Annotated in this window: 23 protein-coding genes and 1 pseudogene; 10 read left to right on the forward strand and 14 right to left on the reverse strand. The window is 58.2% G+C overall.

Translation table 11 applies throughout. From position 1 onward, the window contains the following. Positions 1-422: 422 nt before the first annotated feature. Positions 423-671, reverse strand: a complete 249-nt coding sequence (locus ACTG2G_RS19830; protein ID WP_439984988.1) for a YebG family protein — start codon at positions 669-671, stop codon at positions 423-425. A gap of 170 nt (positions 672-841) precedes the next feature. On the opposite strand from ACTG2G_RS19830, the gene ACTG2G_RS19835 reads away from it, so the two are divergent. After that, positions 842-1,717, forward strand: coding sequence for an esterase/lipase family protein (locus ACTG2G_RS19835; protein ID WP_439984987.1), 876 nt, complete (start codon positions 842-844; stop codon positions 1,715-1,717). Positions 1,718-1,807: 90 nt separating this feature from the next. Here ACTG2G_RS19835 and ACTG2G_RS19840 read toward each other — a convergent pair whose 3' ends face one another. Continuing rightward, on the reverse strand, positions 1,808-3,781 hold the full coding sequence (locus tag ACTG2G_RS19840; RefSeq protein ID WP_124929443.1) for an SDR family oxidoreductase: 1,974 nt from the start codon (positions 3,779-3,781) through the stop codon (positions 1,808-1,810). Between the two features lie 248 nt (positions 3,782-4,029). Between ACTG2G_RS19840 and ACTG2G_RS19845 the strand changes: the two genes are divergently transcribed. The 4 genes from ACTG2G_RS19845 to ACTG2G_RS19860 all read left to right on the forward strand — a co-directional run bounded on the left by ACTG2G_RS19845 (position 4,030) and on the right by ACTG2G_RS19860 (position 7,341). Further along, on the forward strand, positions 4,030-4,602 hold the full coding sequence (locus ACTG2G_RS19845; RefSeq protein WP_005333118.1) for a phasin family protein: 573 nt from the start codon (positions 4,030-4,032) through the stop codon (positions 4,600-4,602). Positions 4,603-4,696: 94 nt separating this feature from the next. Next, a complete protein-coding gene (locus ACTG2G_RS19850) occupies positions 4,697-5,884 on the forward strand; it encodes a patatin-like phospholipase family protein (RefSeq protein WP_439984985.1) in 1,188 nt (395 codons plus the stop codon). Between the two features lies 1 nt (position 5,885). Next, positions 5,886-6,527 carry a TetR/AcrR family transcriptional regulator gene (locus ACTG2G_RS19855; RefSeq protein ID WP_421386450.1) on the forward strand — a complete coding sequence of 214 codons (642 nt, stop codon included), beginning with the start codon at positions 5,886-5,888 and terminating at the stop codon, positions 6,525-6,527. A 25-nt stretch (positions 6,528-6,552) separates the two neighbouring features. Further along, a complete protein-coding gene (locus tag ACTG2G_RS19860; RefSeq protein ID WP_429205375.1) occupies positions 6,553-7,341 on the forward strand; it encodes a hypothetical protein in 789 nt (262 codons plus the stop codon). A gap of 115 nt (positions 7,342-7,456) precedes the next feature. Here ACTG2G_RS19860 and ACTG2G_RS19865 read toward each other — a convergent pair whose 3' ends face one another. Beyond that, the gene (locus ACTG2G_RS19865; protein WP_421386448.1) at positions 7,457-8,887 is read right to left on the reverse strand and encodes a wax ester/triacylglycerol synthase family O-acyltransferase; all 1,431 of its coding nucleotides are present in this window, start codon (positions 8,885-8,887) and stop codon (positions 7,457-7,459) included. A gap of 255 nt (positions 8,888-9,142) precedes the next feature. Continuing rightward, positions 9,143-9,475 carry a polyhydroxyalkanoic acid system family protein gene (locus ACTG2G_RS19870; protein ID WP_139494332.1) on the reverse strand — a complete coding sequence of 111 codons (333 nt, stop codon included), beginning with the start codon at positions 9,473-9,475 and terminating at the stop codon, positions 9,143-9,145. Between the two features lie 259 nt (positions 9,476-9,734). Between ACTG2G_RS19870 and ACTG2G_RS19875 the strand changes: the two genes are divergently transcribed. After that, the gene (locus tag ACTG2G_RS19875) at positions 9,735-10,463 is read left to right on the forward strand and encodes an FFLEELY motif protein (protein WP_421386446.1); all 729 of its coding nucleotides are present in this window, start codon (positions 9,735-9,737) and stop codon (positions 10,461-10,463) included. A 99-nt stretch (positions 10,464-10,562) separates the two neighbouring features. Here ACTG2G_RS19875 and ACTG2G_RS19880 read toward each other — a convergent pair whose 3' ends face one another. Genes ACTG2G_RS19880 through prpB form a run of 3 tightly spaced genes read right to left on the reverse strand, consistent with a single transcriptional unit; the run spans position 10,563 to position 14,044 of the window. Then, positions 10,563-12,008 carry a bifunctional 2-methylcitrate dehydratase/aconitate hydratase gene (locus ACTG2G_RS19880; protein WP_421386444.1) on the reverse strand — a complete coding sequence of 482 codons (1,446 nt, stop codon included), beginning with the start codon at positions 12,006-12,008 and terminating at the stop codon, positions 10,563-10,565. Positions 12,009-12,018: 10 nt separating this feature from the next. After that, on the reverse strand, positions 12,019-13,146 hold the full coding sequence (prpC, locus tag ACTG2G_RS19885) for a bifunctional 2-methylcitrate synthase/citrate synthase (protein WP_421386443.1): 1,128 nt from the start codon (positions 13,144-13,146) through the stop codon (positions 12,019-12,021). A 10-nt stretch (positions 13,147-13,156) separates the two neighbouring features. Beyond that, positions 13,157-14,044 (reverse strand): methylisocitrate lyase, encoded by an 888-nt coding sequence (prpB, locus tag ACTG2G_RS19890; RefSeq protein ID WP_421386489.1) that lies wholly within the window; start codon positions 14,042-14,044, stop codon positions 13,157-13,159. Positions 14,045-14,191: 147 nt separating this feature from the next. On the opposite strand from prpB, the gene ACTG2G_RS19895 reads away from it, so the two are divergent. The 4 genes and pseudogenes from ACTG2G_RS19895 to rsmF all read left to right on the forward strand — a co-directional run bounded on the left by ACTG2G_RS19895 (position 14,192) and on the right by rsmF (position 19,588). Beyond that, positions 14,192-14,818, forward strand: coding sequence for a paraquat-inducible protein A (locus tag ACTG2G_RS19895; protein ID WP_005345516.1), 627 nt, complete (start codon positions 14,192-14,194; stop codon positions 14,816-14,818). Then, positions 14,802-15,404 carry a paraquat-inducible protein A gene (locus ACTG2G_RS19900; RefSeq protein ID WP_058057039.1) on the forward strand — a complete coding sequence of 201 codons (603 nt, stop codon included), beginning with the start codon at positions 14,802-14,804 and terminating at the stop codon, positions 15,402-15,404. Before ACTG2G_RS19895 ends, ACTG2G_RS19900 begins: the two co-directional genes overlap by 17 nt. 55 nt (positions 15,405-15,459) lie before the next feature. Then, positions 15,460-18,009: pseudogene (locus ACTG2G_RS19905) on the forward strand (MlaD family protein); the annotation flags it as partial. A 148-nt stretch (positions 18,010-18,157) separates the two neighbouring features. After that, a complete protein-coding gene (gene rsmF / locus ACTG2G_RS19910) occupies positions 18,158-19,588 on the forward strand; it encodes a 16S rRNA (cytosine(1407)-C(5))-methyltransferase RsmF (RefSeq protein WP_439985774.1) in 1,431 nt (476 codons plus the stop codon). A 212-nt stretch (positions 19,589-19,800) separates the two neighbouring features. On the opposite strand, the gene ACTG2G_RS19915 is transcribed toward rsmF, so the two are convergent. The 7 genes from ACTG2G_RS19915 to pabC form a co-directional block, all read right to left on the reverse strand. Beyond that, a complete protein-coding gene (locus ACTG2G_RS19915) occupies positions 19,801-20,073 on the reverse strand; it encodes a RepB family protein (protein ID WP_421257766.1) in 273 nt (90 codons plus the stop codon). A 172-nt stretch (positions 20,074-20,245) separates the two neighbouring features. Then, positions 20,246-21,187 carry a tyrosine-type recombinase/integrase gene (locus tag ACTG2G_RS19920; protein WP_421332375.1) on the reverse strand — a complete coding sequence of 314 codons (942 nt, stop codon included), beginning with the start codon at positions 21,185-21,187 and terminating at the stop codon, positions 20,246-20,248. A gap of 370 nt (positions 21,188-21,557) precedes the next feature. Further along, on the reverse strand, positions 21,558-22,337 hold the full coding sequence (locus ACTG2G_RS19925; protein ID WP_429205368.1) for a TatD family hydrolase: 780 nt from the start codon (positions 22,335-22,337) through the stop codon (positions 21,558-21,560). A gap of 25 nt (positions 22,338-22,362) precedes the next feature. Beyond that, positions 22,363-23,310 (reverse strand): DNA polymerase III subunit delta', encoded by a 948-nt coding sequence (gene holB, locus ACTG2G_RS19930; protein ID WP_421386438.1) that lies wholly within the window; start codon positions 23,308-23,310, stop codon positions 22,363-22,365. Further along, positions 23,295-23,936 carry a dTMP kinase gene (gene tmk, locus ACTG2G_RS19935; RefSeq protein ID WP_421386437.1) on the reverse strand — a complete coding sequence of 214 codons (642 nt, stop codon included), beginning with the start codon at positions 23,934-23,936 and terminating at the stop codon, positions 23,295-23,297. The genes holB and tmk overlap by 16 nt, the downstream gene beginning before the upstream one ends. Next, complete coding sequence (gene mltG, locus ACTG2G_RS19940; protein ID WP_421386435.1) at positions 23,936-24,937, reverse strand: endolytic transglycosylase MltG; 1,002 nt, start codon at positions 24,935-24,937, stop codon at positions 23,936-23,938. The genes tmk and mltG overlap by 1 nt, the downstream gene beginning before the upstream one ends. Next, on the reverse strand, positions 24,927-25,733 hold the full coding sequence (gene pabC, locus ACTG2G_RS19945) for an aminodeoxychorismate lyase (protein ID WP_421386433.1): 807 nt from the start codon (positions 25,731-25,733) through the stop codon (positions 24,927-24,929). The genes mltG and pabC overlap by 11 nt, the downstream gene beginning before the upstream one ends. Positions 25,734-25,763: the final 30 nt, after the last annotated feature.

The raw sequence follows: 25,763 nt of genomic DNA on the forward strand, positions 1-25,763 counted from the left end.
GGATAAAGGTTGTTGAGTCATGGTGTTGCTTGTTGATGCTGAGATGAGTCGGTATGAGCCTGTGAGCCGAGTTGCTAGAAAAGGGCTCGTGATACATGAATGCGGCTTCTATTGGGATTGGTACTGCCTCTTGTTGTTGCTGATTAAGGTCACCAGGAGCGATCTGGATAACGTTCTCTCCACTGTTTGCTCATTATTTCCTCATAGATCTGGCTGGTGTCGCTCAGTGGTGCACGCTATTCAGTTATGCATGGGATATGCAGAATGGTTAAAAAATTCTCGGGGTAAATAGCCGTGAAAGTGGTTTTAAATGCAAATAAAGTGAATGCCGCGAGCTGTTTATCCCGAGAAATAGCAGGTCTGTGCAATCAGGCCACCTGCTTTAGTGGCTTCTCCTTGCGCTTGGCTGCTGGGGCCTCTTCCTATTTCGTGCCTGACTGAACCTTGCCGCCGCGCAGCAGGGTTTGCAGCACATCGCGCTGCTCTGCCAAGTAGAATGCCAGACTCTCTTGCTGCTCTGGCGCCAACTCGATCGGGGCACCAGCCAACAGGGTCATCAACTCGTCGGCCGTATCCAGCAGCTTGTCATAGGCATCGGCCTCTTTTTTGCTGGCAAAGGTCATTTTTTCCACTCCCCCACGAACAACCACATATTTGATCTCGACAGCCATGATGGCCTCCTCTTGGTGATGATGGATAGAGTATATGTATGGATATACAGTATTGCAAATAACCTCATCGGAAAAGAGTTCGCCGGGGGTTAGCGACAAAAGCCGCGCTGGATCAAGCTGTCTCAAAGTGCCGTTTGACTTCCACGCCTGACTGGTCGGATCATGGCCTTATGACGATCGTACGACACCTGTTTATCCTGCTGATGGTAGAGGTGCTGCTCCTTGGGAGTATCGCCCACTTGGTCGTGGGATTCCCCTGGTTGCTGACCCTGCTGTTTGTTGTGTTTGCCCTGCTTGGGTTGCGTTGTCTGGTGGTGCTCGGCAGCTGGCTGTTTACCCGTTTCTACCCCTCCCCGGCTATCGGCCCCTGGCGCAGGGTGAAGATGATGGCGCAGGAGATGCTGGCCTACCTCTACACCTTCACCTTGCTGTTGCCGTTCGAGCCTTTGCTGATGGCACCCGATCGGCTGCGTCCATGCCAGCGCCCCGTATTGCTGGTGCATGGTTACGGTTGCAGTCGCGGGATCTGGCGTACCCAGCGCACCCGACTGGAGACAGCAGGCCATGTGGTCGCCACCATTACCCTGATGCCACCATTTGGTCATATCGATGACATGGTGCCGCTATTGGCCAAGCGAATTGACGATGTGCTGGCGCAAACCGGGGCTGACAAGCTGGTACTGGTCGGCCACAGTATGGGCGGGCTGGTCTGCCGCGACTATCTGGCTATCCATGGTGGTGACAAGGTCGCACGGCTGATCACGCTGGCCACCCCTCATCAGGGCAGTCAGCTTGCCGCCCTTGGGCTTGGGGCCAATGCCCGTGAGATGGAGCCCGGTTCCGGTTGGTTACAGCGTTTTGCCTCGGTGCCGCTTTGCGTGCCCGGTATCTCGGTGCGCACCAGTCACGACAATGTGGTGATGCCGCAGGAGCGGCAACGATTGGCGGGAATGGAAGATATCGAGTTGCCTGCCATTGGCCATCTCTCTCTGCTCTACTCGCGCCGCACGACTGATCTGCTGCTTTATCTGCTGTCCCGAGTCTGACCCTCCTTAACCGTTCTTCAACTGCTATTCCAAATAAAACAGGGGCCTGATTGCTCAGGCCCCTGTTGATCTCTTTATCCCATCACCCGGTTAGAAGTGTATCCCCTTGATCAGGGTCGAGACGGCAACCTGATCGGCGGTGGCCTTGGATTTGTCGCCATCCTTGGGATCGGCAAAGGTGCGGAAGCTGGTGTTCATGATGACCTGAGCGACACGCGGAGCCAGAGCGTGAACCACCTGACCAAATACCCCGAGGCGAGTGGCCAGACGAACATGCTTGTTGATGATGGTATCGCACACCAGATCGGCCGCCTCTTCCGGCGTCATCATCGGTACCTGCTCATAGACCTTGGTCGGTGCGACCATCGGCGTTTTCACCAGCGGCATATTGATGATGGAGAAGCTCACCCCTTTATCGGCAAACTCGGAGGCGGCGGTACGCACCCAGGCATCAAGGGCCGACTTGGAGGCAACATAGGCGGAGAAGCGTGGTGCATTGGTCAACACCCCGATGGAGGAGATGTTGATGATGTGCCCTTTTTTCTTCTCGATCATGGTGGGCAGCACCCCCATGATCACCTTGAGCGCGCCAAAGTAGTTGAGCTGCATGGTGCGCTCCAGATCGTGGAAGCGATCGAAGGAGTCCTCGATGGAGCGGCGGATGGAGCGGCCGGCATTGTTGACCAGAATATCGACGCCACCGTGATCGGCCACGATGCGAGCGGTGATCTCCTCGGCCTGCGCCAGATTGGAGAGATCCCCCTGATAGATTTCGATGGTCAGCCCCAGCTCGGCAAACTCCGCTTTAGTCTCGGCAATCTTCTGCTCGTCGCGAGCGATGGTAACGACGTTGGCCCCCGCACCCGCCAGCTTGCGCGCGGTTGCACGGCCGATACCAGAGGTGGCTCCGGTCACCAGTACCACCTTGCCCTCGACCCGCCCACGCAGGGAGCGATCGATGAAGAGCTCCGGGTCGAGGTGGCGCTCCCAGTAATCCCATAACCGCCAGGCGTAGCTGTGCAGCGGTGGCACTTCGATGCCTGTCCCTTTCAGTACCCGCTGGGTTTCGCGACTGTCGAAACGGGTGGGATAGCTGATAAGGCGGAACACATCCTTGGGCAGACCCAGATCGGCGATGGCGGCATCGCGGATGCGGCGCACCGGCGCCATGGTCATCAGCATGGCGGTCAGGTGGCGGGGAATGAAGTTAAAGAGAGAGGCGTTGATGCGGATCGCAGGCTCCGGCGCATGGGCGGCGCGGGAGAAGGTGCTCAGCATGTCGCCAACCCGCATCGGGTTGGGGTCGGTCAGGTGGAAGGTCTTGTTCTCCTCGCCCTCCTGATGGGCGATATGCACCATGGCATCGACCACAAAGTTGACAGGCACTATGTTGATGCGCCCGCCCTCAACCCCGATGGCGGGCATCCAGGGCGGCAGCAGACGGCGCAGCTTCTGGATGGTCTTGAAGAAGTAGTAAGGACCGTCGATCTTGTCCATCTCGCCGGTGTTGGAGTCACCGACAACGATCCCCGGTCGATAGACTCGCCACGGAACTGTGCACTCGTTTCGCACAATCCCTTCCGCTTCGTGCTTGGTCTGGAAGTAAGGCATGTCGAGGTGCTCGGCTTCATCAAACATATCCTCGCGAAACAGACCATCGAACAGGCCCGCGGCAGCGATGGAGCTGCAGTGATGGAACTGCCCCGTCCCCAGCCGCTCGGCAAGTTGAACGGCTTGACGGGTCCCTTCGGTGTTGACCTGCTGCTGGATCCCGGCCTTGGCGTTCAGATCATAGATAGCAGCCAGATGGAAGAAGTGGTCGATCTTGCCGATCAACTGCTCCTGCATCTCGACCGACACCCCCAGCAGCGGTTGCGTCATGTCACCAAAAACCGGGACTGCGCGCGATTCATCCACATTCCAGAATGCAAATAACTCCGGCAATTTATCCTGATGAGAGGCGCGCATCAGAAAATAGACGATACAGTCGGGATGCTGTTGGAATAACTTTTTGATCAATCGACGCCCGATAAAACCACTACCGCCAGTAATGAAATAGTTCATAAAGAGAATCCTGCTACTGATTAGGGTGTTACTAGGTTGTTAGATATATCACGATTCATATGGGAATCCGCAATTTGATTGTCGGTTCGTGAGCAAACCCTAATTTCGGTGGTGTGCCTGTTCCGTTATTAGGTAGAACCCTCTATTTTTTGTCCCTAGACTGAAGTTGAAAAATCAGTAATGCCACAACCCGATTGCAGTTTCGTTGTCGCCATTACATTTATCTGTCGTTATTCAAGGAGAAGATCATGGCTAAGAAATTGAAAGCGCTGGCAGGGTCAGTGACCGACAACCAACTCACCTCCACCATCAAGGAGTCCACCCAGCAGATCTGGTTGGCGGGTCTGGGTGCCTATGCCAAAGCACAGGAAGAGGGTGGCAAGATCTTTGAAGCCCTGGTGCAAGAAGGTGAAGCGCTGCAAGCAAAAACCCGTCAGAGCGCAGATGAGAAGATTGCCGCTGTGACCGATAAGACCGCCAATACCTGGGGCCGTCTGGAGCAGGTGTTTGAAGATCGCGTGGCACGCGCTGTGGCCAGCCTCGGCATCCCGACACGCAAGGATATCGACAAGCTCTCCAAGCGCATGGCCGAGCTGACCGATGTGGTCCAGCAACTGCTGGATGCACAGGAAGAAGAAGCCCCGGCCGCAGAAGCCAAACCGGCTGCCGCCAAAAAGCCCGCTGCCCGCAAGCCTCCGGTAAAGAAGGCACCGGTAGCCAAGGCTAAAGAGGCCGTGGTTGAGCAGGCCGCCGATCTCCTCTCCGCCGCCGAAGACGCGGTGAAAGAGGTGAAGGCCAAAGCAGAGAGCGTCCTGCCCTGATCCCTCGTGGTGACGGAAGGTAATTGATACCGGCCCATGCCCTGCGCTGGGCCGGTCTTGTCATGGTGAATGTCATGGATAGAGAGGCGACGCTATGAGTACCATCGCAATTGCCCTTGCTGGCGGCGGGCCGCTCGGCGGCATCTACGAGATCGGTGCCTGCGCAGCCCTCTCTGACAGCATCAACGGCCTGCGCCTTGACCATGCTGATATCTATGTTGGCGTCAGTTCGGGGGCCGTGGTGGCCTCGGCGCTGGCCAACGGTATCTCGCCGGCTAAGCTGGTGCGGATCCTGCTCAGCGATGATTCGGGGGAGATGTTTGACCCGGCCACCTTGCTGCGCCCCGCCTTTCGTGAATATGCCGACCGCCTGACCTCGCTCCCGCCGCTGGCGTGGCAGAGCCTGACCTACTATTTGGCGGCGCCCTGGAAGCGCAGCCTGTTTGAATCGCTGCAGGGGCTCTCCAAGGCCATTCCGACCGGACTGTTTGACAACCGCGGGGTAGATCGCACCCTGACCCAGTTTTTCTCTCGTCCCGGTCGCAGCAACGATTTTCGCCAGCTGCGCAGCCGACTGTTTGTGGTCGCAACCGAACTCGACACCGGTCATCCGGTTGCCTTTGGTAGCCCGGGGCTCGATGACGTGCCCATCTCGGCGGCGGTACAGGCGTCGGCCGCTCTGCCCGGTCTCTTCCCCCCTTCATTGATTAACGGGCGTTACTATGTGGACGGGGCGCTGATCAAGACCCTGCACGCTTCGGTAGCGCTGGAAGAGGGTGCGGATCTTGTGTTCTGCATCAATCCGCTGGTGCCCTATGATGCGGACATGGCCGCCGGCGCGCCGACCAATCTGGTGGACAGCGGTCTGCCGGTGGTGCTGGCCCAGACTTTTCGCGCCATCATCCACTCCCGCATGCATGTGGGGATGGATCGCTACAAACACCAATATCCCGACGCCGACGCCCTGCTGTTTGAGCCCTCTTCAGCCGATGGCGAGATGTTCTTCACCAATGTGTTCAGTTACCGGGATCGTCGCCGCCTATGCGAGCACGCTTACCAGCATACCCGCCGCGATCTCTGGCTGCGTCGTAACGAGCTGGCGCCGGTGCTGGCCAAGCATGGCCTCGAGCTCAATCTGGCCGCGCTGGCCGATGAAGATCGCACCCTGCTGGCCCCCGGCATTGGCTCGGTTGCCGCCCTCGACAAGTCGCTGGAGCAGTTGCAGCACTGGCTTGCCAAACGCTATCGCCACGGCGTGCGCCGTTCATCACCAAAGGAGTAGCATGGATCGCAAACTCAAACGTCGTACCCGGGAGCGGATCCTGACCACTGCCCTCACCTGCTTCAATCGACAAGGGGAACCCAGCGTCACCACCTCGGCCATTGCGGCCGAGATGGAGATCAGCCAGGGCAATCTCTACTACCACTTCCACAACAAGGAGGAGATCGTCAACGCCCTGTTCTGCGAATTTGAACAGCAGATGGATCGCCTGCTGGAGGCGGTCAGCACCCCGTCCGATGAGCCAGAAGATATCTGGCTCTTTCTCCACCTGATGTTTGAAGCCATCTGGCAGTACCGTTTCCTCTACTATGATATCGCGACCCTGATGAGTGGTTATCATCAGGTGGAACAGCGCTTTTCCGCCCTGCTGCGCCGCAAGGAGCAGACCGCCATCGCCATTTGCAACCATCTGCAAACGGTCGGGCTGATGGAGGGCACGGCGCAACAGATGCGCACGCTGGCGGCCAATGTGGCGCTTGTTGGCACATTCTGGATCTCTTATCAGCGGGCACTGCACCCCAAGGCGGACGCCGATATCGCCCTCGGCGTCTTTCAGGTGATGCAGCTGGTCGCACCCTATTTGCGGGCCGATGCCCGCGCTCATCTGGGCGCCCTCGCCCATCACTACACCGACAAGGTTTGATTCACATGCTACAGGGAGAACAAGCATGACCACTTCACAACTCGAATTTGTCCCCTTCCCCTACGAGGATGCGGCCTATGAGTATGCTGGCCAGAAGCTGGCGGACAACTGGGAGCGTCTCCATCAGGGGGATGCCGAACCCTGGCCCGAGGATGAGCAGGTACAGGATGCCTGGCGGGCCTATCATGCCGGGGATTTTGCCCGGGCCGTCGCCCTTGGCGAAGCGGTCGGTGAGGCGGGCCTCAATGTGGCAAACAAGGCGCTGGTTATCCACGCCAGCTATCTGCTGGAAGACAAGTATGCCAAGCGCGCCGCCTTCGAGCGGGCAGCCAGCCATGCCGAGAAGCTGCAAAAACGCCAGCCCAAGAACGCCAACGCCTGGTATTTCCACGCGCTGGCCCTCGGTCGCTACAGTCAGGTCATTTCCATCTCCAAGGCCCTCTCGCAAGGAATTGGCGACAAGATCAAGGCAAGCCTTGAGAAGGCGCTGGAGCTGGCGCCAGATCACGCCGAGGCCCATATTGCCTTTGGCGCCTGGCACGCGGAGATCGTCGACAAGCTGGGGGCCATGATCGGCGGCCTCACCTATGGCGCCAAGAAGGAGGAGTCCGAGCGTCACTTCAAGGAAGCGCTGGCGCTGATCCCCGACTCGGCTATCGCCCGCATGGAGTACGCCAACGCACAGGTGATGCTGCACGGCAAGAGCCGCCTGAAAGCCGCCGAAGCCCTCTATGCCGAAGCGGCCGAGTGCGAACCCATGGATGCCATGGAGCGTCTCGATGTGGAGGCGGCGCGGGAAGAGCTGGAGGATTAACCGCCACTCCTGCCACTAAGAGGTAGCAAAACAAGAGGCCAACCCGCGGGTTGGCCTCTTTTATGATGGGTGCTGATCGGTTGGCTACGCCGCCATCGGTCTTTCAAATGCTCGCTTAACCGAGCAGCGCATCCAGCCCGTTGGGGTCAAACAACAGCTCCGGCTCCATCAGCACCAGCAACAGCAGTTGCTCGAATTCCACTGCAAACCGCTCGACCACCCGATCCGGATCCGGAACCAGCTTCTTGTCGGTGATAAGGCCAAGCTGCACCTTGTGATCGTAAGAGAGGATGGAGACGCCGACGCCGATATCCCCCGATTGCGGCACCCAGAACAGCGGCTGACGCAATTTTGCTCCAGCCAGATAGAGGGTCTGCTGCGGGCCAGGCACATTGGTGATCACCGCGCTGGCCTTGGCCGTGAGCAGCTCGACTGCCTGCTGCTGCACCGCATTGGGTGCCATGCCAAGGGCATGTAACAAGTTGAGCACTACCACGGGTTGCAGCGAGGTGCGCAGCGCCTGCATCCGGTCACGTACGGTATAGAGCCGCTGCAACGGGTGTTCAACATCCAGTGGCAAGTCCAGGGCCACCAGCCCGAAGCGGTTGCCAAGTGCCCCCTCATCGTCCGGTGCACGCATATTGACCGGCACCAGGGCGCGGATCTTGACCTTGTTGGCATCATCCCCCTTCTCCTGCAGGTAGTGGCGAAACGCCCCTGCGGTGGCGGCGATCAGCAGATCGTTGACCGAGCAGCCCAGAACCTTGCCCACTGCCTTGATATCCGGTAGATCAATTTGCTCCGACCAGGCCACCCGCTTGGTGCTGGTGGTCTTGCCACGCAGGCGGCAGGGTGAATCATCACCGAGGGTGGCGATATTGCACAGCTCGCTCGCCACATCCCGCCCGGTCTTGAGGTAATCCACCGCCTTGGTGGGATGGGTGACCACTTCGACATATTTGGACCAGAGGCTACCGGTCAGCTTGAGGCCGGCCCGCACCAGACGGCTGCCCTGGTGGCAATCCTCCTCATCCTCGTCATCGCTGTCATCCAGTGGCTCCGGTGACGGTGGTAGCGGCGCCCCTTCCGGGGTGTTATCCATCATGGTCAGCATGGCCCGCACCAGCGAGAAGCCGTCGCCCATGGCGTGGTGAATGCGCACCACCAGCGCTTGCCCACCCAGCGACGTGTCGGTCAGGTGCATATCCCACAGGGGGCGCTGGTGGTTGAGCGGCGTCGAGGCGAGATCGGCCACCAGCTTCTCCAGCTCCAGCTTGCCTGCTTCACCCGGCAGGATCACTCGCTTGAGGTGCTGATCGAGATCGAAATCGGGATCATGACGCCAGTAGTAGGAGCCCCCTTCCAGCACGGCCCGCTGGTGAAAGCGGGGTTGCACCGAAATGGTATGGCGCAATCCGGCCCGCAGACGCGCTTCATCAAGCTCTCCTTCAAACATCAGGACACCGATGATCTGCATCAGGTTGTTGGGTCTGTCCATGCGTAACCAGGCGGTATCGACGCAGGAGATAAATTCACTCAGTGGCATGGTTGTTTCCCTACAAAATGAATTTATCGAGGCGGCAAATTGCTTCTGCCCTCATATCCGGATGAAGACTTGATGCAATCAGAATGACATTAATGAGTGCCGACTCGAAATATGAAATAAAGATGAAAGATTACTTACAAAATAGAATCGAGACCTCGCCGAATAATAAATCTGACAAACCATATGGCTTGCCAACTTATTTCAAACAGCCATCGTTTACAGCTGGTTTATTTAAAGCCAGTGCAACGAAAAGTTTCAAACACGTTTGGGGCAAGGTAAGCGATTGTCGACATAATCGAGGATCTCTTGCTCCAGTACGCTGCGTACCGGCAACAGCATCAAGCCAAGATGCACTTCCAGTTCCAGGGTATCTTCGTCCAGGGTGAGAGTGCCATGTACCCCTGAGCCGCGAAAGTGTAGCTCGGTCTCCTCTTCATCTGCCCATTCGCAATCGAGTTGATAGCTCTCGCTCATGTCCGCAGCGATGGCTTCGGCCGCGAGCCGGGCGGCGGCCAATCCCAGCGGATGCTGACGGCTGATCTGAATGATAGAGAGTGCGCTGCTGCCAGCGAGCGAGTTGAAGAACATGGTCGTTACTCTGGGTCATAAGTTAGTTATTGATATTAAACACATGTTCACAACAAATGAAAGGATGGTTCACATAAATGGGACTCACTTAACAGAGTCGAGAGGGATGCAGGCCATCAGCGGGGCATGGCATTTATTCCCTCCCCCGTGCGCGCTACACTTGTCACGGAACGGTCAGCAAAAGCTGCTTGTTTTTCATTCACTTGTATCTTCGTATCACCCAATCCCTATCAATGGGCCCAAGGCCAGAGAGCTGTAGATGACGCATCAAGAACATGCCCACGACGACGATAGCACCCTGGGTCGGCTCTACCGCCTGCTCAAGCGGGTTGCAGCCTTGCGCGAGCAGATGCGTGCCCACCCGGAAGATCAGCAGGATCGGGATCGGCTACGCCAGTGGCAGGCCGACCGGTTGGGGCGAACCCATCGAGATCTACTGGAGAGTGACCGCTATGGCCCTGCCGCCGAGTTTTTCCTGACCGATCTCTATGGCCCCGGGGATTGCGCCCGCCGCGATGCGGACGTGATGCGGGTGATGCCGACCGCCGAGCGACTGTTGCCGGAGTCCGGCCTCAAGGTGCTGGCGCAGGCGATCGAGCTTGATGCCCTCTCCGAAGAGCTGGATTATCTGATGGTGGTGGCACTGCGGCGCATTGATGGCATTGATCCCATCACGCCGGACCACTACACCATCGCCTATCGTGCCGTGGGTGAACAGGCGCGTCGGGAGCATCAGATTACGCTGGTGAGCGAGCTTGGCATGACGCTGGACAGACTGGCGAGAAAGCCGCTGGTGGGGGCAACCCTCAAGCTGGTGTCAGGGCCCGCCCATCTGGCGGGGCTGGGCGAGCTCTTCTCCTTTGTCGAGCGCGGCTATCAGGTGTGTCATCAGATGGGGCGTGCCAACGAGTTTCTCGAGACCATCGCCAGTCGCGAGACGGCCATCATGACGGAGCTCTTTAACGGCGACAGCAGTGCGCTTGGGTAAGGCTTATCGAGGGATAAGCCGCCAGAATAACAAAGCGGGCCGATGAGCCCGCTTTTCGTTTATCACTGTTTGCCGATATGTTGGCCAATGCAAGAGCGATCAGATCACCAGCAGATCCATAAAGGCGTGCACCGGGGTGGCGGCCAGCTGCTTGCCATCCTGGCAGAGGGCGAGAATATCGCGGACCCGTTTGGCCGGGAAGCGGGTGGCCAGATTGTGCTGGAATTTCTCCACCAGCAGCGGGATCCCCTCTTCCCGGCGACGGCGATGGCCGACCGGATACTCCACCTCCACCTTGGCGGTGTGAGTACCGTCCTTGAAGAAGATCTGGATGGCGTTGGCAATGGAACGCTTGTCTGCCTCCAGATATTCGCGGCTGTAGCGCTTGTCCTCCTGCACCACCATCTTGCTGCGCAGCCCATCGATGCGGGGATCGGCGGCGATATCGTCCTCGTAATCCTCGGCGATGAGGCGACCGAAGATCAGAGGCACCGCCACCATGTACTGCAGGCAGTGATCCCGATCGGCCGGGTTATTGAGGGCGCCGACCTTGCTGATGATGCGAATGGCCGACTCATGGGTGGTGAGCTCGATACGGTCGATCTCGTCGAGCCGCCCCTTCACCTGACCGTGCAGCTTCATGGCGCACTCCACCGCCGTCTGGGCGTGGAACTCGGCGGGATAGGAGATCTTGAACAGCACGTTCTCCATCACATAGCTGCCGTACCCCTGATGCAGGGCGAACTGATTGCCCTTGAACAGCACGTCGTAGAAGCCCCACTTGGGCGCGCTCAGTACGCCGGGATAGCCCATCTCGCCGCTCATGGTGATCAGGGCGAGGCGCACCGCGCGAGAGGTGGCATCCCCCGCCGCCCAGCTCTTGCGCGACCCCGCATTGGGGGCATGACGGTAAGTTCGCAGGCTCTGGCCATCGACCCAGGCTTGGGAGACCGCATCGATTACCTGATCGCGGTTGCCCCCCAGCATATGAGTCACCACGGCGGTGCTGGCAACCTTCACCAACACCACGTGATCGAGACCGACTCGATTGAAGGAGTTCTCCAGCGCCAGTACTCCCTGAATTTCGTGGGCTTTGACCATGGCCACCAGCACATCGCTCATGGTGAGCGGCGCCTTGCCCTCGGCGACGCGGGTGCGGGAGAGCCAGTCGGCAGTGGCGAGAATGCCGCCCAGATTGTCGGATGGATGACCCCACTCGGCGGCCAGCCAGGTGTCGTTGTAATCGAGCCAGCGGATGATGACGCCGATATCCCATGCTGCTTTAACCGGATCGAGGCAGAGCTGGGTACCGGGCACCCGGGCACCATGGGGGACTAGGGTGCCGGGTACGATAGGGCCAAGGTGCTTGGTGCACTCGGGGAAGCGCAGGGCCAAGAGGCCACAGCCAAGCGTATCCATCAGGCAGTAACGGGCGGTGTCGAGAGCCGCCTTGCTGGTAATGGGGTGGTTGCAGACATAATCGGCAATATCGACCAGCACCTGATCGGGCTCGGGTCTGTGGTTGACGTCGACGTTGGCGGACATCGTGATTTCCTTATCGTTGTTGTAGGGAGACAAAGTGACGGGGCGCCGGGCCGACATAATCGGCGCTCGGACGGATGATCCGGTTGTGCTCGCGCTGCTCCATCACGTGGGCGCACCAGCCGGTGACCCGCGAGCAGACGAAGATAGGCGTGAACAGCTTGGTCGGGATCCCCATGTAGTGATAGGCGCTGGCATGGAAGAAGTCGGCGTTGGGAAAGAGCTCTTTCTCCTCCCACATCACCTTCTCCGCCTCGCAGGAGACGCGATAGAGGCGATCATCCCCCACTGCCTCGGCGAGCTTGGCCGACCACTCCTTGATGATGACGTTGCGCGGATCAGAAGTGCGGTAGATGGCGTGGCCAAACCCCATGATCTTCTCCTTGGCCGCCAGCTTGGCCAGCAGTTCGCGCCTTGCCTGCGTCTCATCTTGCCAATGTTCGATCATCGCCATGGCCGCCTCGTTGGCCCCGCCATGGAGCGGGCCGCGCAGGGTACCGATGGCGGCGGTGATGCAGGAGAACATGTCGGAAAGAGTTGAGGCGCAGACTCGCGCCGCAAAGGTGGAGGCGTTGAACTCATGCTCGGCGTAGAGGATGAGGGAGACATGCATCACCCGCCGCTCCAGCTCGCTCGGTGCCTTCTGGTGCAGCAGCGCCAGAAAGTGGCCACCGATACACTCCTCGTCGGTATCGAGGACGATACGAATACCTTCATGGCTGAACTTGTACCAGTAGATCAGAATGCCCGGAAAGGCGGCCAGCAGCCGATCCGCCACTTCATGCTCATGCTCGAAACCATCTTCCGGCTCCAGATCGCCGAGCATGGAGCAGCCAGTGCGCAGCACATCCATGGGGTGGGCATCGGCGGGAATGCGCTCCAGTACCTCCAGCAGCGGCTGGGGCAAGGTGCGCAGACGACGCAGCTCGCGCTTGTAGGCGTCAAGCTGCTGCTCACCGGGCAATTCCCCCTTGAGCAGCAGATAGGCGACCTCCTCGAACTGGGCGCTATCGGCCAGCTCCTTGATGTCATAGCCGCGATAGGTAAGACCGGTGCCGCTCTTGCCTACTGTGCAGATACTGGTCTCACCTGCGCTTTGGCCGCGCAGACCTGCCCCACCCAACGGTTTTTGCTGTCCCATAAGCTGCCTCCTATTCCTTGGCTGTAAACAGACGATCCAGTGTCTGCTCGTAGTGGTGATATCCGAGGAAGTCGTAGAGCGACTCCCGGGTCTGCATGGTCTCCACGACGGCCCTTTGATGACCATCCTGGCGAATATGGTGATAGACGTTGAGGGCGGCCTGATTGGCGGCACGGTTGGCACTCAATGGATAGAGCACCATGTCGACCCCGTGGGCGGCGAGCTGCTCCTTGTCAAACAACTCTGTTTTGCCGAACTCGGTCATGTTGGCAAGGATGGGCACCCCGGCCACCTGCTTGAACAGGTCGTACTGGGCCAGTTCGGTCACCGCCTCGGCGAAGATCATGTCGGCCCCGGCGGCCACATAGGCGGCGGTGCGCTCAAGAGCCGACTCCATCCCCTCTACCGCCAGCGCATCGGTGCGGGCCATGATGACGAACTCGCCATTCTCGCGGGCATCCACCGCTGCCTTGATGCGATCGCACATCTCCTCCAGCGTGACCACCGCCTTGTTGGGGCGATGACCACAACGCTTCTGAGCCACCTGATCTTCCATGTGCACGGCTGCCACTCCGGCGCGCTCGAACGCGCGAATGGTGCGGGCGATATTAAACGCCCCCCCCCAGCCGGTATCGATATCGACCAACAGCGGCACACGGGTTGCGGCGGTGATCCGCTCGGCATCGATCAGCACGTCGTTGAGGGAGGTCATGCCGAGATCCGGCAATCCGTAGGAGGCGTTGGCGACTCCGGCGCCTGAGAGATAGAGGGCTTGAAAACCGCTGCGCTCGGCCATCAGCGCCATATAGGCGTTGATGGTGCCGACGATCTGCAGGGGATGTTCATTGGCAAGGGCGGTGCGAAAGCGCAAGCCTGCCGAGGGGGACAAACTGGACATCATGACTCCTTTCACCTGTCTAGTCTGGCTATCTAATATCACGTTTACGTTAACGTCAATTATACTTTCGTAACATTCCGACCGCAGGCAAGACAGGAAACCGGTTTTAGGGTAAATTTCACCAATTCCTTCAACAGGTTGAATTGTATGATGGAGCCCGGTTCCGTAATTGTCTGTCCGGCGTGCGACTTGCTGATCCAGCGCAAAGCACTGCCGCTGCGTCGTCATGCCCACTGCCCGCGTTGTCATCAGCATCTCTATGGTCGTTATGCCTTTCGTCCCTCTCAGTTGATGGCCCTGACCATCACCGGTTTTTTGCTGCTGCCCTCCGCCTTTTTTGAACCGCTGATCTATCTGCGGCTGGCTGGGGTCAACACCGACGCCGACCTGTTGCGCGGTATTCTGGTGCTGTTTGGCGAGGGCGAATGGTGGGTGGCCAGCCTGGTGCTCTGGTGCGCGGTGTTGGCGCCGGTGGGATTATTGGCGGGGATCTTTGTGCTGGCTTCGGGTCTGGCCAAACGTTGGCACATTCTTCCCGTCACCTTGAAGCTGGTCGAGGTGTTTCGCCACTGGGCCATGCTGGAGGTCTATATCGTCAGCCTGCTGGTTGCCCTGTTCAAACTGATCGACATCGCCGATGTGCGCCTCGGTGGCGGCTTGCTCAGCCTCGGTATTCTGATGCTGCTCAATATGACCCTGCTGATCCTGTTTGACCCCGCCCCCTACTGGGCGAGGATCCCGTTAAAGGAGCCGGAACATGACCAGCGCCCGTGAGATGGGGCTCTGCCGCTGCCATACCTGTGGTTTGCTGGTGCGCTATCAAACCGGGGCAGTCTGCCCCCGTTGCAGTAGCAAATTGCAGGTGCGCATTCCCCGCTCCCTCGCCTGGTCGTGGGGCTTGCTGGCGCTCGCCACCTTCATGTTATTGCCAGCCAATCTGTTGCCCATAACCCATTTCTATAACAAGGGGTTACTGCAGTCAGATACCATCTTCAGCGGTATCATGATGCTCTATCGCAGCAAAATGAGCGGGATTGCCACCATAGTTCTCACCGCCAGCATACTGGTGCCTGTGGGCAAAATATTGGGGCTGGGTTGGATCTGCTGGCAGTTGCAGCGGGCCAAACCGGTGCGGCGCAAGCGCCAGCTGGTGATGTATCGAGTGATCGATTTTATTGGTCGCTGGTCGATGCTGGACTTGTTCGTGATTTCGCTGATGGTGGCACTGGTCGATCGGGGGGTGCTGCTGAGTGTCCGCGCAGGCCCGGGGGCCACCGCCTTTGCCGGTGTGGTAGTGCTGACCATGATGTCGGCCCGCATGCTCGATACCCGTTTACTGTGGGACAAGGCGGCCCGTTGATGATTTCTCTGTTTTTGTCTGATGTGCTGTTTAATCCAGCCAATAAGGAGTCACTATGATCGGGGCTGAACCCGTCATCGAAAAGCGCCGCTGGTTATCGCCGGTCTGGCTGTTACCCCTGATAGCCCTGCTGCTGGCGGGTGGCTTTCTCTATCAGCAGGTATTGAGCCGTGGCCAGCTTATCCAGATCAACTTCGCGCAGGGCAACGGCATCTTGCCGGGTAAAACCCAGGTGCGTTATCAGGGGGTGGCCATCGGTGTAGTGCAAGAGCTGGAGCTGGCTGAAGATGGCCGCAAGATTGCGGTGATGGCCAAGATTGACAGCCGTGCCAGACCGCTGATCCGCAAGGGATCCGACTTCTGGCTGGTGAGCCCCAAGGCGTCGCTCACCGAGATCTCCGGCCTCGATACCCTGGTCTCCGGCAACTACATCAACCTGCAACCGGGGCGTGAAAGCAATCCGCTGGAGGAGACCTTTGATGCCCTAGAGGGCCCTCCCCCCGGCTATCAGGCTCAGGGGCGGATGCTGCACCTGACCGCCGATTCGCTGGGTTCGGTGGGGATTGGCGCCAAGCTCTATTTCCGCGGTATCGAGGTGGGCAGCGTCATCAATACCCGCCTGGGTCAGGACAACCAGAACGTCATTCTGGATCTGGTGATCGAGCCGCGTTTCGAGCATCTGGTCAAAGCTGATACCCGCTTCTGGAATATCAGCGGTATCAAGGGCTCCTTCAGTCTGGCCGGGGTGAGCGTGGAGGCTGGCAGCCTCACCTCCATCCTGAGCGGGGGCATTGCCTTTGACTCGCCCAAAGATTCACCGGAACCGGAGAAGGGACAGACTTTCGTCCTCTATAAAGGGCTGGCGGAAGCAGCGCGTGGCGAGCGTATCGACATTGCGGCTGGCGATCTTCCGGTCAAGGAAGGGATGCCCATCCTCTATGAGGGGATCGAGATCGGTCGTATCGACCCCATTCGGCTTACCGATAAAGGCCGGGTGGTCACAGCGCTGATCAATCCGGAGCAGGCTTACCGCATTACCGACAAGAGTCAACTGGTGTGGGAGAGCGTCTCCCTCTCCGCGACCGGCGTGCAGCATGCAGATCGCCTGCTCTCCGGCCCGGCCATTCGCCTCGACTATGTAGCGGGCAAACCGGTACAGAAGATGACCCTGACCGATCGCGCCCCCCAGAGCGGCACCAAGGTGACGCTGCAGGCTAACGATCTGGCGGGGCTCAATCAGGATGCCCCTGTCTGGTACAAGGGATTGCAGGTGGGCCGCATCAGCCAGCTCACCCTGGATGCGCGCGGCAATGCCAGCGTCGAGCTGGTGATGGCGCCGAACTATGGCCATCTGCTCAACCGTGCCCGCTTCTATCGCGCCGCCCCGTTGCAGATCGATGCCGATCTGAGCGGCATCAAAGTAGAAACCAGTCCGGCCAGTGCCTGGTTGGGGGGCGGGATCAAGCTGGTACAAGCCAGCAGTGGCGAGCGGATTAATCGTCTCTACCCCAGTCAGGAGCTGGCTCTGCTCGGCACCCGTGATGCCAAGCCCCAGCGCTGGTTGCTCAAGGCAGATCAGGCCGATGGCATTGGCATTGGCTCGCCTGTGCTCTATCTGGGGCTGGAAGCGGGCAAGGTCAAACAGCTGCGCGCCGCCAAAGAGGGGGTCGAGATCGAACTCGAGATTGATGGGGTCTATGCTCCCCTCCTCGCCCAGCAACCCCAGTTCTGGAAAAAACCGGCCATCGACACCAAGGTGCGGGTCGATGGGGTGCAGGTCAAGGTGGGCAACCTCGGTACCTTGCTGCGCGGTGCCATCGAGTTCGATCGGTTGGCCAATGGCCGCAGCTGTCATCAACTGTTCGATTCCAGGGAGCAAGCCAAGGCCAAGGTGCGCCAGCTGTCACTGGTGGCAGAGAGCAATCCGGGGCTCGGGATTGGCAGCCCGATCCGCTATCGCGGTGTCGATATCGGCAAAATTGAAGAGATCGAGCTGGAGCCGTCACTGGGTCAGGTGATCTTCAAGGCAGAGCTCGATGGCCACTACGCCGAGCGTTTCCTGCAGTCCGGCGCCCGCTTTACTCTGGTGCAAGCCAAGCTGGGATTAGGCGGGGTTGCGCACCTCGACACCCTGATCAAGGGGGCGTTTGTAGAGGCACAACCCGGTAAAGGCGCTGGCAAAGATCGCTTCCCCTTGAGTCAGGTCGGCCCGGTGGGTCTGGCCCTGACCCTCAAGAGCCCCTCCGTCAATGGCCTGAGCGTCGGCAGCCCGCTGCTGTTTCGCAAGATGGTGGTGGGCAGTGTCACCAAGGTGGCGCTGGCTCGGGATGGCAGCGAGGTGGTGATCGATGTCAACGTGGATCAGGAGTATGCCCATCTGGTGCGAGCCAACTCCCGTTTCTGGAATGTCTCCGGGGTCAAGGCGGATATCGGGCTGACCGGCGGCACTATCGAAGTGGAGACGGTGCAGAGCCTGCTGGCCGGCGGCATTGCTTTCAATACGCCGGAGAAAGAGATGGGTCCCACCGTCAAGGCGGGACACAGCTATCCGCTCTACGGCAAGGCCGAGAAAGAGTGGCTGGAGTGGAGCCCTCGTATCCAGCCCGATCCCAACCCTTTTCATATATCATCCAAGCCCGGCCCAGTGCCGGGCTTTTTTATATTCCGGTGCCTGTTGATAGGGTTCAGATTCAGAATATTCTTAGCCTTGTGGTAGGATATCGCCCCTCTTTTTCGGTCAACGAGACGGCACAGTGCACGACAACACCTTCCTTCCCGATTACTTTTTACGCCACATTGCGGCCATCATGCCGGCCCATCTCTCGATGGATGACTTTATGGCCAGTTGTCGACGTCCGCTGCGCCGCAGCATTCGGGTCAACACCTTGAAGATCGCCGTCTCAGACTTCGTCGCCCTGATGGAGCCACTGGGTTGGCAGCTCGACCCCGTGCCTTGGTGTGATACCGGCTTCTGGCTGACTCGCAGCGATGAAACTGTCCCACTTGGCAACACCGCCGAGCACTTGAGCGGGCTCTTCTACATTCAGGAAGCGAGCTCCATGCTGCCGGTGATGGCACTCTTTGCCAGCGACAAGATCAAAGCGGATGGCATGTTGCTGGATGCAGCGGCGGCCCCCGGCTCCAAGACCACCCAGATAGCCGCCTTGATGAACAATCAGGGGATGCTGGTTGCCAACGAGTTTTCCAGCAGCCGGTTGAAAGTGCTTAGCGCCAATATCCAGCGCTGCGGCGTGACCAATGTAGGTATGACCCATTTTGATGCCAAGGTATTTGGCCAGTGGTTGCCGGAGACATTCGATGCCATCCTGCTCGATGCCCCCTGCTCCGGTGAAGGCACGGTGCGCAAGGATGAAGATGCGCTGCGCAACTGGAGCATCGAGAGCATCGACGAGATTGCGGCGATGCAACAAGGGTTGCTGGAGAGTGCCTTCCATGCCTTGAAACCGGGTGGCGTACTGGTCTACTCCACTTGCACCTTGAGTGAGCAGGAGAACCAAGCGGTCTGCCAATCCTTGCTGGACAAGTTTGGCGATGCCTTGAGTTTTGACTCGCTGGCTGACCTGTTCCCCCATGCAGAGCAAGCCTGCACATCCGAAGGATACCTGCACGTTTGGCCCCAAATCTTCGACAGTGAAGGTTTTTTTGTCGCCAGATTGCGCAAGCATCACTCGGTGCCCAACACCATGTTCAAGCCAGGCAAGCTGGGTAAATTCCCTTTTGCGCCGCTTCCTGCCAAAGAGGCGGAACCCATATTGCGCGAGATCGAAGCCAACTTTGGGGTGGCACCGCAGGGTCAGCTGTTTGGCCGCAATGACGAAATCTGGCTCTTTCCCCAGCAGTTTGATCAGGTGCAAGGCAAGCTGCGCTTCGATCGCATCGGCATCAAGTTGGCAGAAACCTTCAAGAAAGGCTATCGCCTCACTCATGAGTGGGCACTGGCCTATGGCGATAAAGCGAGCAAGGGTGTTGTCGAGCTGGATAGCGCCAATGCGCGGGAATTCATGATGGGACGGGACGTCTGGCCAGAACAGGATGCGGGCGCTGGCGAGGTGATCGTCCGCTATCAGGGGCATACCCTGGGCATGGGGAAATGGGTGGGGAGTCGGGTCAAGAATGCCCTCCCCCGCGAGCTGGTGCGTGACAACAATCTGTTCAATGCGTAGTGGGCCGCTCGGTGCATAAGCACTTGAACGAGTCTGAAATACCCACACTCTGATTGAACTTTTCTTCGGATCTTGAAAAGCCTTGAGCCTTGTCTAAGCTTAAGGCAATCCGAACACCAGTTAGCGCACGGCTCTGCAAAGAGCCAATTCCCCTATGCCAGGTACAAGGAATTCGTACCTGGCTTTTTTTATCTCTTACTTCACTCTTGGCTCTATTCAACAGTCTCTTCGAGCTGTGTGGAGACTCTGTTTTCAAACGGAGGTTCTCTACCCAGCTCATGTTGGTAGAGCATATCGATCGCCTGCTCGATGAGTGATGCCTGACTGTCTTCTAAATGAAGACCCAGAGCGGCCAATCGCTCGGCGTGGCGATTGCTGATCCAGCATTGCAGTCGGGTATGGGTCTCCTGCTTGCGTTTTACATGTTGGCGCTGCCGCTCGGCATTGTTTTGGGGCCCCGCCTCTTGCACTTCACGCCCTGTCATTTCTTGGCTCATATGTCCTTGCGATGTTTAATTTCCAGATTTGTTATCTCTCATCACATGCCATTATCCATAGGAAGATGCCCTTCCCCTTTGGGCTGCTGGCTGCACAGCAAATATATCATCAGATCAACAAGATATCATTTAACATAAAAAACGAAGTGACGCAGTTGTGTCAAAGCAAGCCATCAAGGGCATGATCGGAGAATTTGTGGGCGTCATCGAAGTACTCCTGCAGGGTTCGCATATCCTTGTGGCGCGTCACCTCGATGATCTTGTTCATCGGTTTGCCGGCAGTCACTGCAGAGGTGATAAATCCACGGCGCAGGCTATGGCCACTGACGTAGAGATCGTCGATGGTTTGGCCAGTTCGCCGCTTGATCATCAGATTGATGCCCTGGGGGCCGAGTGGTTCGGCCATCAATTGGCCCCAGCGGTTCATGCGCCGAAACAGCGGCCCCTCGCTGATCCGGCTTTTGCTCAGCCAGTTTTGCAGTGCCGACACAGGACAATAGTGCTTGCCCGGGATCAAGGCTATCTCGGTTTCATGCAGCTGATGCTTGCTCGGTTTGAGGCGAAGGCGGATCCCCTGCCCCACAAAATCGAGATCGCTCACCTCAATTCGGGCTGCTTCCGAGCGGCGCAAGGCGCCACTGAACATCAAGAGCAGCAGGGTGTGATCACGCAAACCCGCGAGGTCATTGGTGTCGATGCCATCCAGCACCTGGGTCAAAGGTTGCAGCGTCAGGGCACCGGTTTTGCGCTTGCGGTTATCCCCCAACCTGACAATACCGCGCATCATCTCCTTGATTTCGGGATGTTCGGTGGGCATGGGGTGAATGCCTTTCTGCTTGAAGGCATAACGGATCCCGGCAAGCCGTCTCACCAAGGTTGCCGGTTTACGAGGTTCACCATTGCGCAGCTCCCCTTTTCCCTCCTCTTTATCCAGCCATACCCAGTCGGCCAATACGCCGTCAGCCTGATCAGCGAGAAAGTTCATGATGTCGTGATGGGTGGTTTGCAGTGGATCCAGCCCGTGCAATTGACACCAGAAGACAAAAATACGGGTATCCGCCTGATAGGCATTGAGGGTGGAATCCGCTTTTGCACTGCGCAAAAAGCGGCGTGCCCGACTATTTAGCTGTGCATCGAAAACAGCCTGCAGTGACTGATGAGCCGGATTGGACAAGGATAGATATGCCACGGAACTCTATGATTCATATGAAGTTTGAGAGGATCTTACAGGATCCTTCCCATACATCAAGTATCGATAATGAATATTATCGATACTTATAGCCTGATGTTTTAATACTCTTTGACCACGGTGAAAAAACGAAACATCGGAATATCATTCACCCAGTTTTGTATGGATGAACGAGTTGAATTGACTGGGTGGGTGAGAGATAACGTTGTGCTAGGTTGATTTTCAGGTGGGTAATCAGCTTGGTATTTGAAATATAAAAGCCCCGAGCAACGGGGCTTCTGTGTTATTTTTTCGCCAGCTTGAACAGTTCAAAGAAATTCCGGCTGGTAGCTTCTGCCAATTCATTAAGCGGAATATGACGCAGATCGGCAATAAACTGCGCAACGTCTCGCACAAAGGCAGGTTCGTTCTCCCTCCCCCGATGCGGAACAGGTGCAAGATAGGGCGAGTCGGTCTCGACCAGCAATCTGTCGAGGGGCAGAGCCTTGACCACTTCTTGCAGCGCAGACGCATTTTTGAAGGTGGCGATCCCGGAGATGGAGATATAGAACCCCATCGCCATCGCGGCTTGCGCCATCTCGAGAGACTCGGTGAAACAGTGCAGCACACCGCCCACCTGATCAGCTCCCTCTTCACGCATGATCTGCAAGGTATCTTGCTGGGCATCGCGAGTGTGGATGATCAGCGGCTTGTTCAACGCGCGGGCAACCCGGATATGTTCGCGGAAAGAAGCTTGCTGCACCTCTTTGTTTTCAGGGGAATAAAAGTAGTCAAGCCCAGTTTCGCCGATGGCGATCACTCTTTCGTCCGCAGCCTGTGTCAGCAACAAGGCTGCATCCACCCCGGGTTCCTGATTGAGCGGGTGTACACCGCAAGAGGCAAACACCTGGGGATAGGGAGCGATCGCCTCGAGCATGGTCGGGAACTGTGCCTGAGTCACACTGACACAGAGAAAATATCCCACGTCCAGTTTCGCGGCCTTGGCAAGTACATCAGACATGCTGGTCTGCTTGCTGCCATAGCTGAGGCGATCGAGATGACAGTGGGTATCAACGAGTAACATATAAAACCTTTCTGCTTGTCGATACTTATAACCAGCGACTGAGCCAGTTCATCAGATGGATGGTGGGATTGGAGAGCTGACCCGGCTGACAGGCCGCTTTCAGGGCAACCAGATCTTGTTCTGCCTCCAGCAGTTTTTCGCTGGAGTGCTGCTCCGCCAACCGCTGGCTCAAGATGGCCAGATCAGGCATGGCCAGCTGATGGTGACCACATCCGGCCTGGGTTTTCAGGGCATCACACAAGAAGAGCTGCAACCAGTGCAACCTGACCTGCGTCTCCTGACCAAGCTGGCTGCACAGTGCCGTCGCCTTGACCGGACTTTGACTCAGGGCGACAAACTGTTCCAGCAGTTCGCGGCGAGTACCGTCCTGTTGCAGCTCGATATAGTCGAGTACCCGCAGCGGTGCCCCCTGACAGATCCGCACCTGAGCCAGAGTGGCCTGATGACCCTGCTCGGCCAACCAGCGTACTGTTTCCCCTTCCGCAGGCAACTGACAGACATGTTTGTGACAGCGACTGAGAATGGTGGGGAGTAGCCGGGAAACCTGGGAGGCAATCAGCAACAGCAAGCTGTCGCCAGCCGGCTCTTCCAGGGTTTTCAGCAGGGCATTGGCCGCGGATTCAGTCATCCGCTCTGCATCAGGAATGATCACCACCTTGCCACGGCCGAGCTGGGCAGAGCCCTGCAGCCGGGTGCAGATCTCGCGAATGGCCTCGACCCCGATGGTCTTGCTGTCGCGAGTTATGGTGCCGAGATCCGGGTGGTTGCCCTTGTCAAACAGCTGGCAAGAGTGGCAGTGGCCGCACGGCTCTCCGCGATCCGGTTGCTGGCAAAGGTGTAAACGCGCCAGTCGCTCGGCCAGTTGCTCCTTGCCAAGCCCAGGATCACCGAGCAACAACCAGGCGTGGCCGAGACGACCGGACTGGGCCGTCTGGCTCAGAGCATGCCAGTCAGGGATCAGCCAGGGATACATAGCGGCTCGTTCGACAGATAGTGATCCAATGCATACTCGATGGCAGCTTTGACCTGTTCCGGCGTTTGCGCCGCATCGATCACCACAATGGAGTCATCCTTGGCGGCCAGTTCGAGATAACGAGTTCGGGTACGCTCGAAGAAGTTCAGTTGCTCCAGTTCGATGCGATCCAGCTCGCCACGATGGCGGGCGCGCTGCAAGCCAAGGGCAGGATCGATATCGAGATAGAGGGTAAGATCCGGCTTGAAGTTGCCGAGCACCGCCTGCTTGATGGCTCCGATAAGCTGGGCATCGATACCACGGCCGCCACCCTGATAGGCCTGGGAGGAGAGATCGTGGCGATCTCCCACCACCCAGACACCGTCGGCCAGTGCGGGTTTGATGCGGGTCTCCACCAGTTGTACGCGGGAGGCATACATCAGCAGCAATTCCGCCTCGATGGTGAGGCGCTCGTCGTGCACCTCTTTGACGATGGCCCGCATCCGCTCGGCCAGCGGCGTACCACCTGGCTCGCGGGTGCACTCGATCCGGTTGATGCCGTGGCGCTGCAGATAGTCGGTCACATAACGCACGGCCGAGCTCTTCCCTGCCCCTTCCAATCCTTCGATCACAATAAATTTAGACATTAGGGTTTCTTCAATATGTATTCGCGAACCGCCCGATTGTGTTCATCGAGGGTCTTGGAGAAATAGTGGGCACCGCCCCCCTTAGCGACAAAGTAGAGATAGTCGGTCGACTTGGGGTTAAGCGCAGCTTCGATGGAGGCCTTGCCCGGCATGGCAATAGGCGTGGGCGGCAGACCATCGATCACATAGGTGTTGTAGGGATTCTTGTCGGTCAGATCGCTGCGGCGAATGTTGCCATCGTAGCGATCTTTCACCCCGTAAATGACGGTGGGATCGGTTTGCAACTTCATGCCCAGACGCAGACGATTGACAAACACCGAGGCGATCTGCGCACGCTCGTCCGGCTGGCCGGTCTCTTTCTCGATGATGGAGGCCATGATTAACGCCTCATAGGGGGTCTTGTAAGGCAGGTTGGCCTGACGTTTCTCCCAGCTCTGCTGCAGGAAAGTCTCCATATCCTGATGGGCACGACGCAGGATTGAGAGATCGCTGGCATGTGTGGTATAGGCGTACGTTTCCGGCAGGAACCAACCCTCCAGCTTGCCATTCTCGATGCCGAGCTCCTGCGCCAAGTCGGCTTCGGATTGCTCAACGGTCAATCGCTCAAGGTATGGGGCGCTGGAGAGCTGCTTCTGCCAATCCTCGAAACGGGAACCTTCGACGAAGGTGAGGCTGAAGTGAAACTCCTTGCCCGATGCGAACAGAGAAAGGGTCTCCTTGAGAGGGGCCCCTTCCTTGATTTCATAGGTGCCCGATTTGATGGCCACCAGTTCGGGATGGCTGCGCAGCCAGAGCCGCACCACCCAAGGGCTGGTCTCCCCCTCACCCAGTTCGGCAATGAGGCGCGCCGCATGGGCACCCTTCTCCACCGTAAAGAGCCGGGTCGGCCCCTTGTTGGTGAGCGTCTCTACCTGTTGCCATTTGTAATGTACATAGCCCCCGGCAGCGGCTACCGTCAGTGCCGCCCCCGCGAGCAGGGTGTAAAGCCGATTAAACTTCAATGACCAAACGCTCCTGTAAACGGCGACTCAATACCGCTGGGGGATAGTGAATATCCTCTATGCCATTGACCGGCACGATCCCCATCAGGGTATTGGTGAGCCACACCTCTTCCGCCTGCCATAGTGACTCCAGAGGAGCCTCTACCACACGCAACTCAATACTAATCTGTTTCAACATCGCCATCACCTGGCGGCGCATGATGCCATCGACACCACCGCGGGCGAGATCGGGCGTAAACACCGTCTTGCCCCGACGCCAAAACAGATTGGCACTGACCCCTTCAATGAGAAAACCGCGACTGTTAAGCACTATCCCTTCGACTGCATTTCGGCTGACAAGTTCGCTTTTCAGCAATACCTGCTCCAGCCGATTCAAGGTTTTAAGCCCGGCCAGCATAGGGGCATCACCGATCCGCTGGCGGCACACCACCATCTCGATCCCCTCCTGTTGCCACTGGCCATAGTGAGTGGGAAATGGCGCCAGAGTGACAATCCGGGTTATGTGCTGACATCCGCTGCCATCATAGCCCCGCCCCCCTTCGCCGCGGGTCAGGATCACCTTGGCCACGCATTGTGGCTGGTCGGCCACCATCTCTTCAACCTCCCGGGTCAAGAGATCCCAGTCCGGTTCAACCAATCCCAGCCGGTTGTTGGCCAGCTGCAACCGTGCCAGATGGGCAGGCCACTGCAACACGCGACCCTCCCTGACCGCCATGGTGGTGAAATGACCGTCACCATAGGCCAGCCCCCGATCATGGGCCGAGATGGTATCAAGCTTCATGCCATTGATAAGCAAAGGGATCCCTCCGATAAAAAAGGCCCGATA

Origin of the sequence: Aeromonas sp. 55A (assembly GCF_051919665.1) — a bacterium.
Classification (GTDB): domain Bacteria; phylum Pseudomonadota; class Gammaproteobacteria; order Enterobacterales; family Aeromonadaceae; genus Aeromonas; species Aeromonas veronii.

What these genes read in the sequence shown, in the direction of transcription:
- tmk (WP_421386437.1), bottom strand. Translation starts at nt 23,936, where the DNA reads ATGTCTAAATTTATTGTGATCGAAGGATTGGAAGGGGCAGGGAAGAGC.
- ACTG2G_RS19925 (WP_429205368.1), bottom strand. Translation starts at nt 22,337, where the DNA reads ATGTTACTCGTTGATACCCACTGTCATCTCGATCGCCTCAGCTATGGC.
- ACTG2G_RS19835 (WP_439984987.1), top strand. Translation starts at nt 842, where the DNA reads ATGACGATCGTACGACACCTGTTTATCCTGCTGATGGTAGAGGTGCTG.
- ACTG2G_RS19900 (WP_058057039.1), top strand. Translation starts at nt 14,802, where the DNA reads ATGACCAGCGCCCGTGAGATGGGGCTCTGCCGCTGCCATACCTGTGGT.
- ACTG2G_RS19860 (WP_429205375.1), top strand. Translation starts at nt 6,553, where the DNA reads ATGACCACTTCACAACTCGAATTTGTCCCCTTCCCCTACGAGGATGCG.
- ACTG2G_RS19845 (WP_005333118.1), top strand. Translation starts at nt 4,030, where the DNA reads ATGGCTAAGAAATTGAAAGCGCTGGCAGGGTCAGTGACCGACAACCAA.
- ACTG2G_RS19880 (WP_421386444.1), bottom strand. Translation starts at nt 12,008, where the DNA reads ATGTCCGCCAACGTCGACGTCAACCACAGACCCGAGCCCGATCAGGTG.
- ACTG2G_RS19870 (WP_139494332.1), bottom strand. Translation starts at nt 9,475, where the DNA reads ATGTTCTTCAACTCGCTCGCTGGCAGCAGCGCACTCTCTATCATTCAG.
- ACTG2G_RS19830 (WP_439984988.1), bottom strand. Translation starts at nt 671, where the DNA reads ATGGCTGTCGAGATCAAATATGTGGTTGTTCGTGGGGGAGTGGAAAAA.
- ACTG2G_RS19850 (WP_439984985.1), top strand. Translation starts at nt 4,697, where the DNA reads ATGAGTACCATCGCAATTGCCCTTGCTGGCGGCGGGCCGCTCGGCGGC.
- prpC (WP_421386443.1), bottom strand. Translation starts at nt 13,146, where the DNA reads ATGGGACAGCAAAAACCGTTGGGTGGGGCAGGTCTGCGCGGCCAAAGC.
- ACTG2G_RS19855 (WP_421386450.1), top strand. Translation starts at nt 5,886, where the DNA reads ATGGATCGCAAACTCAAACGTCGTACCCGGGAGCGGATCCTGACCACT.
- ACTG2G_RS19865 (WP_421386448.1), bottom strand. Translation starts at nt 8,887, where the DNA reads ATGCCACTGAGTGAATTTATCTCCTGCGTCGATACCGCCTGGTTACGC.
- ACTG2G_RS19895 (WP_005345516.1), top strand. Translation starts at nt 14,192, where the DNA reads ATGATGGAGCCCGGTTCCGTAATTGTCTGTCCGGCGTGCGACTTGCTG.
- ACTG2G_RS19875 (WP_421386446.1), top strand. Translation starts at nt 9,735, where the DNA reads ATGACGCATCAAGAACATGCCCACGACGACGATAGCACCCTGGGTCGG.
- holB (WP_421386438.1), bottom strand. Translation starts at nt 23,310, where the DNA reads ATGTATCCCTGGCTGATCCCTGACTGGCATGCTCTGAGCCAGACGGCC.
- prpB (WP_421386489.1), bottom strand. Translation starts at nt 14,044, where the DNA reads ATGTCCAGTTTGTCCCCCTCGGCAGGCTTGCGCTTTCGCACCGCCCTT.
- ACTG2G_RS19840 (WP_124929443.1), bottom strand. Translation starts at nt 3,781, where the DNA reads ATGAACTATTTCATTACTGGCGGTAGTGGTTTTATCGGGCGTCGATTG.
- ACTG2G_RS19915 (WP_421257766.1), bottom strand. Translation starts at nt 20,073, where the DNA reads ATGACAGGGCGTGAAGTGCAAGAGGCGGGGCCCCAAAACAATGCCGAG.